A 12,334-nucleotide genomic window follows, 5' to 3' on the forward strand; every position below is an offset into this window, starting at 1 on the left:
GAGAATGCGAAACTGCGTTTTGGATGATGGTGGCACAAACAAACACCGCCGTCGTCCCGGCCTTGAGCCGGGACCCATAACCACAGGAAGAAGTTTTGCGAACGGTCTCTGTTACCGCGTCTTCATCGAGAGGTCACGCGGTATGGGTCCCGGCCTTCGCCGGGACGACGTGAGAGATGATCACCCCCCTCATCGCTCCCTGCCCGCCTCGTCGAGGGCCTGCATGATCGGCGAGAGCAGATACTGGATCACCCGCCGCTGGCCGGTCTTGATCTCGGCCTGCACCGAGAGGCCGGGACCGAGCGCCTGCTTGCGGTCGCGAACGCGGATGCTGGTCTCCAGCAGGCGGATGCGGGCGGCATAGACGAGGCCGGGCTGGATCGGCCGGTTCTTCTCGTCGCGCTGCGGCCCGTTCGATTGCGATTGCGACAGGTCGATCGCATCGCGGCTGATGCCCTCGACGATCCCCGGCACGAGGCCATGGTCGGTGAAGGGGAACGCCTCCAGCTTGACCCGCACCGGCTGGCCTTCCCGGATAAAGCCGATGTCCTTGTTGAGGACATGGGCCTCGACCTCGATCTCGGCACCATCAGGGACGATGATCATCAGGGCCTGCGCCGGCTGCACCACGCCGCCGATGGTGGAGACGGCGAGCTGCTGCACCGTACCAGTGACCGGCGCGCGCAGCTGCAGAAACTCGCGGCGCCGCGTGGTCTTGCGCAATTCCTCGGCCGCGAGCTGCGCCTTGTCGCGGGCCTGGACCAGCTCGGTCACGGCGGTCTTGCCAAAAGTCTCGCGCAGCTTGCGGATCTCGGCCTCCAGCGAGCTCATCGCCGCGCGCGCCTTCACCGTGTTGGCAAGCTGCACGTCGATATTCTGGATGTGCTCGATGCGCTGCTGCTCGTATTCGAGCAGCTTCAGGCGGGCGTAATTGCCCTGGTCGGTGAGCTTCCGGCGGGCTTCGAGCGACTGGTCGACCAGCGGGAGCGTGAGCCGGAGCTTGTGGATTTCGACCTCGGTGGACGCGAGTTCAGCCGCGCGCTGCGCGATCTGCTGGCGCAGGCTGGCGATCTGCGCCTCGTACTCCGCGATGCTGGTGCGGACGAACTGCTCCTCGACCGCGACCGTCGCGGGTGGTGCGTCTTCCGGCGCGGCGAAACTGGTCGGATGACCGTCGAGATAGGCGAGCAGCGCGGCGTTGCGGGCATGCACGAGCCTGGACGCCAGCAGGTTCTGGCGCGCCTGCTGTTCGTCGGCGGTCGCAAGCGTCGGGTCGAGTTCGACGAGCGGCTGGCCCTCCTCGACATGCTGGCCGTTGGTGACATGGATGGCGCGCACCTGGCCGATTTCCATCGGCTGGATGGTCTTGACCTTGCTGGACGGGATGATCTTGCCGCTCGCCACCGCCACGACGTCGACGGTGCCGATGATCGACCAGACGAGACCCGCCGTGAAGAAGGCGCAGGTCATGAGCAGCAGCATGCGCAGCCCGGGACTCGCTGGCTTCTCCATGATCTCGAGGGCGGCGGGCAGGAACTCGTGATCGGAGATCGGCCGCTTGTTGCGATCGGCCTCGTTCTGCATGCCCCAGCTCGCCCGCAGCACCGCCCAATGCTTGGCGAGCGTCGGAAAGCGACCGGCCAGCCACGCCATCATGTGCCGAGCCCCATTTGCTTGGTGTAGAGCTGCGCATAGCGCCCACCCGATTGCAGCAGCGTCGCATGATCGCCGATTTCGGTGATCTCGCCGGCTTCGACGGTGACGATCCTGTCGCACTTGCGGACGGCGGACAGGCGATGGGCGATGATGATGACGGTGCGGCCGCGGGCGATGCCGGCGAGGTTATGCTGGATGACTTCCTCGCTCTCGGCGTCAAGCGCGCTGGTCGCCTCGTCGAGGATCAGGATGCGCGGATTGCCGATCAGCGCCCGCGCAATGGCGATGCGCTGGCGCTGCCCGCCCGAGAGGTTGCCGCCGCGTTCGTCGATCACGGTGTCGTAGCCATGCGAGAGCGCGAGGATGAACTCGTGCGCGCCGGCGAGCTGGGCGGCGGCGATGACGCGCTCCATCGGCAGGGTGGTATCGGCCAGCGCGATGTTCTCGCGCACCGAGCGGTTGAACAGGATGTTCTCCTGCAGCACGACGCCGATCTGCCGCCGCAGCCAGGCCGGATCGACCAGCGCAAGGTCGACGCCGTCGACCAGCACCCTGCCCTGCTCCGGAACATAGAGACGCTGCACCAGCTTCGTCAGCGTCGACTTGCCCGAGCCGGACGGCCCGACGACGCCGAGCATCTCGCCGGCCTGGACCGACAGCGAGACGCCGCGCAGCGCTTCGGGCGCATCGGGGCGGTAGCGGAAACGAACCCGATCGAAGCTGACCGCGCCCTTGATCGGGGGAAGGCTTGCCCGGTTGGGGTTGTGGTCGGGCTCGGCCGGCACGTTCAGCACGTCGCCCAGCCGGTCGACCGAGATGCGGACCTGCTGGAAATCCTGCCAGAGCTGGGAGAGGCGCAGGATCGGCTGCGCGACCCGCCCGGAGAGCATGTTGAAGGCAACCAGCGAGCCGACGGAAAGGTCGCCTGCGATCACCGCCTTCGCCCCGAAAAACAGGATAGCTACCGTGGTCAGCTTGGAGACCAGCTGGATGAGATGGCTGCCCCAGTTCGCCAGCGTCGCAACCTGAAATCCGGTGGCGGTGTAGCCCGCGAACTGCTTCTCCCACTTCGCCCGCATCTGCGGCTCGACCGCCATCGCCTTCAGCGTGCCGATGCCGGTGACGGTTTCGACGAGGAAGGACTGGTTCTCCGCCCCGCGGCGGAATTTCTCGTCGAGCCGCGCGCGCAGCGGCGGCGTGATGATGATGGAGATGGCGAGATAGAGCGGGATCGACAGCGTCACGATCAGCGTCAGCAACGGGCTGTAGGCATACATCACCGCGAAGAACACGATCGTGAAGAACAGGTCGATCACGACGGTGACGGCGTTCGAGGTGAGGAATTCCCTGATACGATCGAGCTCGCGCACGCGGGCGACGCTGTCGCCGACGCGGCGGGCCTCGAAATAGGACAGCGGCAGGTTGAGAAGGTGCCGGAACAGCCGCGCCGAAAGCTCGCTGTCGACGCGGTTGGTGGTATGGGCGAACAGCCAGTTGCGCAGCGCCGACAGTCCGGTCTCGAAGATCAGCACGGCCGCCAGCCCGATCGCCAGCACGTCGAGCGTCGTCAGCGACTGATGGACCAGCACCTTGTCGATGACGAGCTGGAAGAAGATGGGCGAGATCAGCCCCATCAGCTGCAGGAAGAAGGACCCGATCAGCACGTCGCGCAGCGCGCCGCGATATTTCACGAGGGCGGGAATGAACCAGCTGATGTCGAACGGGCGGGTGGCGCCAGCCATCAGCTCGCGCGTCGTCATGAGGAGCAGGCGCCCGGCATATTTGCCGTCGAAATCTTCCGCCGACCACACTTCCGGGCGCTCGCCATCGCCGCGCTGGATCAAAAAGCGCGTTCCATCCGGCTGCTGGTCGACCTTGAGCAGGATGGCGGCCTCACCGTCCTTCAATTCGGCGAGCGCCGGCAAAGGCACCTTGTGGAGTTCCGCGACGGCGCAAGGCTTGATCCTGGCGACGATGTTCAGGCGCTTGGCGATCCGGGCAAGGTCTTCCAGGCGGTAGCCCTCACCCGGCGCGCCGTGGTCATGGGCGATCTGGGCCGGATCGGCCGGGACGCCGAGGAATTTGGCGACCAGGATGAAGGAGAGCAGCGATACCGGGAATGCGGGACGATGGCCGTCCACTGCGTCCGCAGTCACGTTACGAGCATCGGCAACTATATTCATCCGGACGTCACACCCAGCCAGCACATTCCGGGTTCCGACGGACACTCGTACAGGATGTTGTCAGCCCCCCGCCCTTCAATGACTCGCGCAGAAAGCGAATGCAATGCATTCGATCTCGACCCGTCATCACGGCGCGCCCTTTCGAGCCACGGCGAAGGGGCTAACGCCATAGGCTTCGCGAAAATAGCGGCTGAAGCGACCGGATTTCCGTGATCTCCCGGTGCATATATCGTGCAAATATCGACTTCCAACCAATTGAAAAGCCTGGACTCTCGCTCCAATCCATCATGGGGGCCACGGCGTGAGCAAGTCTGTCTACGCCGCTTTTTCCAGGGTCACTCCCGCTCCGGTTGGAAGCCAAATCGTCGCATTTTGCATTCTTGATGCACACGCGAACCGGAGTACACACCGTGGCAACCCACAAGGGTGGCTATTTCAACCTGACCGTCCATCCCCGCGTCGGTTGCGGTTCGGGTTCGCCGGCCCGGGTCGAGATCGTCGAGAAACTGATCGAGTACATCCGGCGGCACGATGGCGTGTGTTTGGTCGGCATGCTGGAACTGGCGCAATGGTGCCTGCGATACCCCGCCGACTGGCGGCGGGACTGGAGCGGACAATGAGTGCTTCGATCCGCCCGGTCGCGGTGACCGTCACCCTGAAGGGCAAGACCGTCGAACTGCAGCTCGGCGAGGACGCGCTGTTCGGCCGCGCCTCCCACGGCAAGTACGCTTACGCCGTCGGGTGCGAGCGGCTGTTCGGGCTGCTCGGCCGGCACGGCATCCGCGTATCCGCCGGACTTTGCGATCCAGATCGCCTTCAGCATTCCGAGAGGCTGATGACGCATCGCTATGACGCCGAGAGCCCGATCTCGTGGGTCAGGGCGACGGCCGCGTTGTCAATCTGGTTCGCTCTCCGGAAGGCGCGTCGGATCCAACGTCGGCTACGCGATGACCAAGTTCGCGGTAGTCGCGCTGACCCATGGCTTGAGGCGCGAGGGACGCACCGCGGGCATCCGTGCCACATGCTCACCGCCGCTTGCCGATCAACTTGAGCGCGCCGGCGGCGGCCTTCTCATCCGTCACCAGCACTTTGCCGATCCGCCCCTGCAGCGCCGCCGCGATGACCGGCACCTTGTTGGTCCCGCCCGCAATCAGCATCACGGTCGGCGCCCGTGCCAGCTTCTCGATCGGCAATGCGATGGCGCGCGAATTGATGCCGTGGTTGATCTGCCGGCCAGACTGCTCGAGATATTGGCCGAGCACGTCACCGACGGCGCCGGCGGCGCGCAGATCCTCGATGCCGACATCGGGCGGCAGCCCGTGCCGCACCAGGAGCGAACGCGGCGAGAGGTCGCCCATGCTGAGCAGCGCAAGATCGATCCGCTCGACGCGGTCCAACACTTCCGCATAGACCTCCTGTGCCATGAAGGTGTCACGCGATCTCCGGCTGCTGGCATAGATCGGGGCAGCCAGATAGCTGCACTTGGCGTGCAGCCGACGCGCAAGCTCGCCTGCGATCTCGAAAGTGTTGAGTTCGAGCCCGCGTGAGAGCCCGCCCATCATCGAGACGATCCAGAGATCCGGATACTCCGCGGGCGTCACATGGCGGATGGTTTCGCGCAAGGTCGCGCCCCAGCCGATGCCGATGGTGCGTGGTTTCTTCTCTTCCAGGAATTTCGACAAATAGGCGCCCGCCGCCATTCCGATCAGGCTTGCCACCAGTTCGGGATTTTCCGGACTCGGGATCACCACCGCGTCGTCGAGCCCGCATTGCTGCCGCAACTGATGTTCGAGCTCGGTGCAGCTTGCGAACGCCGAGTTCAGCCTGATACTCACGATGCCGCTGTGCCGCGCCTCCGAAAGCATGCGGTTGACGCGCGCCCGCGTCAGTCCGAGCCGCTCGCCGATCTCGGCCTGGGTCAGGTTCTCCATGTAATAGAGCCAGGCGACCCGCAGGATGGTCTGGTCACTCAAAGCGTAATCTCCTCGAGCAACCGCAAAAGCTCGTCATGGATGTGACCATTTGAGGCGATCTTTTGCAAATCGTCAAACTGCGAAGCCTCGCCCGCGATCGTGGTCACGCGTCCGCCCGCTGCGCGCACCAGCGGCATCGCGGCGGCGTGCGAGACGAGATCGGCCTTGATCGACACGAAGGCGTCGAGCCGGCCGGCCGCGATCCATGTCATCTCGAGCGCGCCCGAGACCACGATGCGGACGCCGCGAACCGCCGAGCCGAGCCGCTCGATAATGGCAGCGGCCATCCGCACCTCGTCGGGTTGATAATGCGAGGTCAAGATCACCGATACCACCGCATCGGAAAGCGAACGCGTGCTCGACACCCGCACGGGTTCACCGTTCACAGTGGCAAGCGCGCCCTGCACGTAGCGGGCGCAGACATCGGCCAGCGGCGATTGAACCAGGCCGACCAGCGCCTCTTCGCCATCATGGTAGGCCGCACTGACCGAATACCACGGCAGCCCGGAGGCGTAGTTCACGGTGCCGTCCAGCGGGTCGACGATCCAGCGCGGTCCGCTTGTGTTGCCGCTAAAACCCCTTTCCTCCGACAGGATCGCCGCCCATGGTGTCAGCGATCTTAGTCCGTCGATCACGATCCTTTCCGCGGCAAGGTCGGCGTCGGTGACGATGTCACGTAGTTCCTTGCGTGCGGTCGCAAGCGGCGCGCGCTGCATCGCGACCAGCGTCGCAGCCGCCTCCGCCACCACCGGCTCGGCGCCGCGCATCAGCGCCATCAGATCCGTCCTGGCGGATACCGGCATCAGGCTGCCTTCACGCCGGGCGCACCATCCTCGACCACGAAGGTCGCGAGCCGGCGCACACCGCTGTTCACGTCCTTGACGTCGTCGAGCGCCTCGAAACCGACCGTGCACGATCGCGCATCGAGTTCGACGGTCGCATAGCCACGCTTGTCGCCCCGCGCATAGGTCAGGGCCGGATTGTCGGCGAGCGCCTTGGCCACGCTGCTTTCGCTCGGCCCCTCGGAAGAGATCGAGGTGCCGACGAATTCGGTCGCCATGGCCGCTTCATGCGGCTGCGAATAATCGCGCTTGAGGTCGGCGGCAAAGTAAGCGTGGCGGTCGCCGCCGATGACGACCGGGTTGCGCAATTTGTGCGACACGATCGAATCGAGCAGCCGGCGGCGGGCATTGGGGTAGCCGTCCCAGCCATCCATCCAGAAGCGGTTGCCATCGTCCGCCTTGCGCTTGCTTTCGGACATCAGAGTCTGCTGCGCCACGACGGTCCAGCGCCCGCGGCTGTCGCGCAATCGTGCGTCGAGCCACTGCTCCTGCGGCCGCCCGAGCATGGAGCGTTCCTCCTCGGTTCGTTCCGTGCAGTCCGGCACCGTGGTCGGGCGCCCTCCCTTCACACAAGCGGGCGCGGAGCGGTACTGCCGGTCGTCGAGCAGCATGATGTCCAGCATGTCGCCGAAACGATAATGCTCGTAGATGGTCGCATTCGGCCCGCGCGGGCGGGCGGATGGCGGCAACGGCATATGCTCGTAATAGGCCTGATAGGCGGCAGCGCGGACTTTCAAGAACTGCTCCGGATCGCGCGTCGTGTAGGAGCGGTCATTGGCGTAATCGTCCGCGACCTCGTGGTCGTCCCAGATCGACAACCACGGAAAGGCGGCGTGCGCCGCCTGCAGGTCGGCGTCGGATTTGTAGAGTGCGTAGCGATTGCGGAATTCGGCAAGCGACGTCGGAATCCCGACGCCGTGCTGACGTACGTGACGCGAGCCCCAGGACTTTTCGTAGATGTAATCGCCGAGATGCACGACCAGATCGAGATCGCGCGCCGCCATGTCGCGATAAGCTGCGAAATAGCCCTGCTCGTACTGCTGGCAGGAGGCAAAGGCGAAGCGGAAGCGGCTGTTGCCCGCGGCCGGCGCGGTGCGGGTACGCCCGACCGGGCTCACCGCCGCACCGGCGCGAAACCGGTACCAGTAGACGCGCCCCGGCCGCAGGCTTGTTGCCTCGGCATGCACCGAATGCGCGAGCTCCGCCGTCGCCTGCACGACGCCCTTCGTGGCGATGCGCGCAAATCCTTCATCCTCCGCGACCTGCCACTCGACCTCGACCGGCGCAGGCGACATGCCGCCCTCTTCGAGCGGTCGGGGCGCGAGCCGTGTCCACAGAATGACGCGGTCCTCGCGCGGGCAGCCGGAGGCTACGCCCAGCGTATATGGGTCCGCGTTGAACGCCACCGGCGCACCGCGCACGATCCCGAATGGCGCGGCCATCGCGGCACTGGCCAAGGAGCCTGCGAGGAATCGCCGGCGCGGGATCGTGATGCCGCTCATGACGGCACAGACGCGGACGTCAGTTCGCGCCTGATATTCACGGCGAGATCGGGCCGGTCGGTGGTGATCTGCCGCACCGGCTGGGCGAGCCAGTGGGCGATATCCTGCGGCTCGTTCGTCACCCAGGCACCGAGCCGTTCGCAACCGAAGACTTTCAGCGCCAGCGGCAGTGTCAGCGTCAGCAGCGACTTCTCGACCGCCACGATGCAATCGGGTATCGCGGCGAGACGGTCGAACGCCGGCGAGATGCCGCCCATCATTTCCGCCGACCTGCGGTCCAGCGAGGCCAGCACCCGCGCCTGCGGCGACAGCCTCCGCAACGTCGTGATCACGTCGGGGACAAAGCAGGTCAGCACCGCGCGCCGCTCCAGCCCGCGCCGCTTGACCGCCTCGATGAGGCGCCCTTCGATTCCCGGATAGGGATTGCCGAAGGCGTCGGTCTTGATTTCGATGTGAAGCTCGAGCGGTGAGTCGCTGTACACGTCGAGCACGGCATCGAGCGTTGGGATGCATTCTTCGCCGGCCTCGCGCAGACGGATGGCAGTCAATTGTTTCAGCGTCCGAACGCCGACCGGCCCGGTGTCATGCGCGGTGCGATCGAGCAGCGGATCGTGGATGACGACCAGCGAACCATCGACGCTCTGATGAATATCGAACTCGACCGCGTCAACACCAAGTCCACGCAGATTGCGAAAGCCGAGCAGGCTGTTCTCCGGCCAAAGGTCGCGGGCGCCGCGGTGTCCGGCGATAAGAACCATGATGAGTCCCCTATTTACTGCTGTCAACGAGCCCTTTGAGGAACCAGCGCTGCAACAGCAAAATCACCAGCATCGGCGGCAGCATCGCTAGCAGCGCGCCGCTCATGGCGATGTTCCAGGCCGGCTCGCTGTCGGAGCGCGGGATCAGATTCTTCAGCGCGATCACGGCGGTCGCCATGTCCTTGTCGGTGGTGAACAGCAGCGGCCACAGATACTGGTTCCAGCCGAACAGGAACAGGATGATCGCGAGTGCCACGATGTTCGAGACCGACAGCGGCAGCAGGATGCTCCAGAAGAACCGCAGCGGCGAGGCGCCATCGAGCCTTGCCGCCTCACACAACTCATCCGGCACGGTGAGGAAGAACTGTCGGAACAGGAAGGTCGCAGTGGCGGACGCGATCAGCGGCAGGATCAGCCCCGGATAGGTGTTGACCATGTTCCATTCCAGCGCAATCGCCACATCGTGGCCGCTGATCCATTTCCAGAGATCGGCAACATGCAGCATATCGGCGAGCCACTGCAGCGGCAGCGCGGCGTTCGCCACCGCCTCGAACGTCGGCACGATCCGCACCTCGATCGGCAGCATCAGCGACATGAAGATCAGCCAGAACGCCAGCATCCGGTAGCGGAAGCGGAAATAGGTGATGGCGAAGGCGGAGAGCAAGGACACCACGATCTTTCCGGCAGTGATGCCGAGTGCCACCACAATGGAATTGAGAAAGCTGCGGCTGAAGTCGGCCTTGACCCATGCCGTCTGCAGATTGGCAAAAAACTGATCGCCCGGCAGCCACGGCAGCGGCACCTTCTGCACCTCGGCGATCGTCAGCGAACCCGCGACGAACGCGAAGTAGAGCGGCACGCACACCAACATCGCGCCGGCGATCAGGATCGCGTGGCAGATCATATCGAGGATGGGTGCGCGCTCCACCATGCGGTCAGACCCCGTAATTGACCTTGTGTTCGAAATAGCGGAATTGCAGCAGCGTGCAAATCAGCGCGAAGGTCATCAACAGCACCGACTGCGCCGCCGAGGAGCCGAGGTCGAGGTTGATGAAGCCATCGACGAAGACCTTGTAGACCAGGATGTTGGTCGCGCCGGCCGGCCCTCCATGGGTGACGGCATCGATGATCGCGAAGGTTTCGAAGAAGCCGTAGATAAAATTCATCACGGCGAGAAAAAAGATAGTCGGCCCGAGCATCGGCAGCGCGATGAGAAAGAACCGCCGTATCGGCCCGGCGCCGTCGACGGCGGCGGCTTCCATCAGCGAGACCGGCACCGCCAACAGGCCGACCACCAGGAAGATGTAGTCGTAGCAGATGTGCTTCCATGACGCGGCCATGATCACGAGCCACAGCGCGTCGTTCGGATTGCGATTGGGATCCCAGGAAATCCCGAGCGCGTGCAACATGTGTGCGAGCGGGCCAACGACCGGGTTGAAAAGAAACGCCCACAGGATGCCGGCGATCGCGGGCGCGATCGCATAGGGCAGCAGGATGAGAGTCCGGTAGACCGATCGTGCGCGCACCACCCGGTCGGTGGCGAATGCCAGAACGACGGCAATCGCCAGCGTAATCACGTTCTGCGCCACCGTGAACCAGGCCGTCGTCACGAGCGATTGGCGATACTCGCCGCTCGCAAACAGCGCCTTGAAGTTGTCGAACCACACGAAATGGACGGTGGTGCCGAACGGATCGCTCAACAGGACGGACTGCGTCAGCGCCCGCAGCGACGGGATGAAGAAGAAGAACACCAGGATCAACACCTGCGGCAGCAGCAATAGCGTCGGCAGGCCGGCGCCGCGGCCGAAATTCGCTCGCTTCAGTCCGGGTTCCCGATCAGGCTGGCCACGCTTGGGCGTCCGCGCCTTACTGGCCCGTTCCGTCACCGCGCTACGCCCGGCGGCAGTTTCGCCGGGCGACTTGTGCTGCGATCTGGCCAAGCCGGAAGGTGGGTCTGCCGGCGCTTCTGGCCAGATCGGCGAAGTTGCGATCGGCGCACTTGCCTTCATTTCGCCTCGGGAGCCCACTCGGTGCCTTTTCCGGCGTTGAGCTTCTCGAACTGGCGCAGGATCTCATTGCCGCGCTTGACGGCGTCATCCATCGCCTGCTGCGGCTGCTTCTGGCCGGTGAACACCGCTTCCACCTCGCTGCGCTGCGCCAGCATCGTCTGCACGAAATTGCCAAAGCGGAAGCCGCGCGAATTGTCATTGGGCGTGCCGCGCGAGAGTTGCAGCACCGCGATCTCGCGTGTCGGATGATCCTTATAATAGCCGCGCTCGCGCGCCAGCGCATAGGCCTTGTTGGTCGCCGGGACATATCCGGTCACGCCATGCCACCACACTTGCGTCTCCGCCTGGGCGACGAAATCGAGGAAGGCGGCGACCGCGTCGTAGCGTTCCGGCGTGTGCCCCTTCATCACCCAGATGGCGCCACCGCCAATGGTGCTGTTGAGCGGAGGATTGATATCGCTCTCGTGCGGCAGGAAGGTGGCGCTCCAGTTGATCTTGGCGTTGCGTTCGATATTGCCGTGCGACGCGGTCGAATTGACGAAGGTCGAGCAGCGTCCGGAGGTGAACAACTGTTCCGGGCTAAAGCCCTGCCCGGCAATCTGCAGGACGCCATCATCGAGCCATTTTTTCAGGCGCGCGACTTGCGAGACCACCTTGGTCTTGTTGTAGACGAATTCGGTGCCGAGTCCGTCGAAGCCGTTGGCGAGCGTACCGTAGGGCTGGTTGTTGATGGCGCTGTAGTTTTCCAGCAGGCTCCAGAAGAAGTCGCCCGGCAGCACCGTGCCACACTCACTGACGCCCTTGGCCTTGATGGCGTAGAGCTGTGTCTCCAGCTCCTGCCAGGTTGCGGCCGGCTTGTCGAAGCCGGCTTTCTGGAAGTGGTCCTTGTTGTACCAGAAGATCGGCGTCGAGGAGTTGAAGGGCATCGCCGACATGCGGCCCTTGTAGCTCCAGAAACTCGCCACCGGCTTGATGAAGTCGGAGAAGTCGACCTTGTAGCCCTTCTGGTCCAGAAGTTCCTGCACCGGCACCACGGCGCCGGACAGCAGCATGGTCATGTAGCCACGTTCGGCGATCTGCACCATTTCCGGCGGCCGCTTGGCACGATAGGCCGCGATCACGCCATTGGTCACTTCGTCGTAATTGCCCTTGGCGACCGCCACGACGGTATATTTATCCTGCGATGCGTTGAATTTCTCGACCAGTTCGCCGAGCCGTTCGCCCAGTACGCCGCTCATGGCGTGCCACCATTGCACCTCGACGCGCGCCGCCTGAGCGGGCGCGGCCGACGCCAAAACCCCGAACAAAGCCGCAATGAATGCAATCTTCTTCACGGGTGATCCTCCCTCAGCGGTCCAGTGAGCCGGCGCTTCAAAACCCGGCTTCGATCATTTGTATTTCTATAATGACA

Annotated in this window: 11 protein-coding genes; 2 read left to right on the forward strand and 9 right to left on the reverse strand. The window is 64.4% G+C overall.

The window, feature by feature from the left end; genetic code table 11:
• Positions 1 to 189 precede the first annotated feature (189 nt).
• Both JQ600_RS24280 and JQ600_RS24285 read right to left on the reverse strand, forming a co-directional pair.
• Complete coding sequence (locus JQ600_RS24280; RefSeq protein WP_212386142.1) at positions 190 to 1,656, reverse strand: HlyD family type I secretion periplasmic adaptor subunit; 1,467 nt, start codon at positions 1,654 to 1,656, stop codon at positions 190 to 192.
• Positions 1,653 to 3,797, reverse strand: a complete 2,145-nt coding sequence (locus JQ600_RS24285; RefSeq protein WP_409363261.1) for a type I secretion system permease/ATPase — start codon at positions 3,795 to 3,797, stop codon at positions 1,653 to 1,655. Before JQ600_RS24285 ends, JQ600_RS24280 begins: the two co-directional genes overlap by 4 nt.
• 452 nt (positions 3,798 to 4,249) lie before the next feature.
• Here JQ600_RS24285 and JQ600_RS24290 point away from each other — a divergent pair, with 452 nt between their 5' ends.
• Positions 4,250 to 4,459, forward strand: coding sequence for a hypothetical protein (locus JQ600_RS24290; protein WP_249136055.1), 210 nt, complete (start codon positions 4,250 to 4,252; stop codon positions 4,457 to 4,459).
• Positions 4,456 to 4,890, forward strand: coding sequence for a hypothetical protein (locus JQ600_RS36985; RefSeq protein ID WP_249136056.1), 435 nt, complete (start codon positions 4,456 to 4,458; stop codon positions 4,888 to 4,890). Before JQ600_RS24290 ends, JQ600_RS36985 begins: the two co-directional genes overlap by 4 nt.
• Here JQ600_RS36985 and JQ600_RS24300 read toward each other — a convergent pair.
• The 7 genes from JQ600_RS24300 to JQ600_RS24330 all read right to left on the reverse strand — a co-directional run bounded on the left by JQ600_RS24300 (position 4,865) and on the right by JQ600_RS24330 (position 12,257).
• A complete protein-coding gene (locus JQ600_RS24300) occupies positions 4,865 to 5,812 on the reverse strand; it encodes a sugar-binding transcriptional regulator (RefSeq protein WP_212269141.1) in 948 nt (315 codons plus the stop codon). The genes JQ600_RS36985 and JQ600_RS24300 overlap by 26 nt on opposite strands.
• Positions 5,809 to 6,615 carry an inositol monophosphatase gene (locus tag JQ600_RS24305; RefSeq protein WP_212386144.1) on the reverse strand — a complete coding sequence of 269 codons (807 nt, stop codon included), beginning with the start codon at positions 6,613 to 6,615 and terminating at the stop codon, positions 5,809 to 5,811. The genes JQ600_RS24300 and JQ600_RS24305 overlap by 4 nt, the downstream gene beginning before the upstream one ends.
• Entirely contained in the window at positions 6,615 to 8,156 is a 1,542-nt protein-coding gene (locus tag JQ600_RS24310; RefSeq protein WP_212386145.1) for an alkaline phosphatase, read from the reverse strand. Before JQ600_RS24310 ends, JQ600_RS24305 begins: the two co-directional genes overlap by 1 nt.
• Complete coding sequence (locus JQ600_RS24315) at positions 8,153 to 8,914, reverse strand: glycerophosphodiester phosphodiesterase family protein (protein WP_212386146.1); 762 nt, start codon at positions 8,912 to 8,914, stop codon at positions 8,153 to 8,155. The genes JQ600_RS24310 and JQ600_RS24315 overlap by 4 nt, the downstream gene beginning before the upstream one ends.
• A 10-nt stretch (positions 8,915 to 8,924) precedes the next feature.
• Positions 8,925 to 9,845: an ABC transporter permease subunit gene (locus tag JQ600_RS24320; protein WP_212386147.1), complete on the reverse strand. Its 921-nt coding sequence runs from the start codon at positions 9,843 to 9,845 to the stop codon at positions 8,925 to 8,927.
• 4 nt (positions 9,846 to 9,849) lie between these two features.
• The gene (locus tag JQ600_RS24325; RefSeq protein ID WP_312010873.1) at positions 9,850 to 10,800 is read right to left on the reverse strand and encodes an ABC transporter permease subunit; all 951 of its coding nucleotides are present in this window, start codon (positions 10,798 to 10,800) and stop codon (positions 9,850 to 9,852) included.
• 119 nt (positions 10,801 to 10,919) lie between these two features.
• On the reverse strand, positions 10,920 to 12,257 hold the full coding sequence (locus JQ600_RS24330; protein WP_312010874.1) for an extracellular solute-binding protein: 1,338 nt from the start codon (positions 12,255 to 12,257) through the stop codon (positions 10,920 to 10,922).
• Between the last annotated feature and the right edge of the window lie 77 nt (positions 12,258 to 12,334).

Origin of the sequence: Bradyrhizobium sp. AUGA SZCCT0176 (assembly GCF_018130145.1) — a bacterium.
Taxonomy (GTDB): domain Bacteria; phylum Pseudomonadota; class Alphaproteobacteria; order Rhizobiales; family Xanthobacteraceae; genus Bradyrhizobium.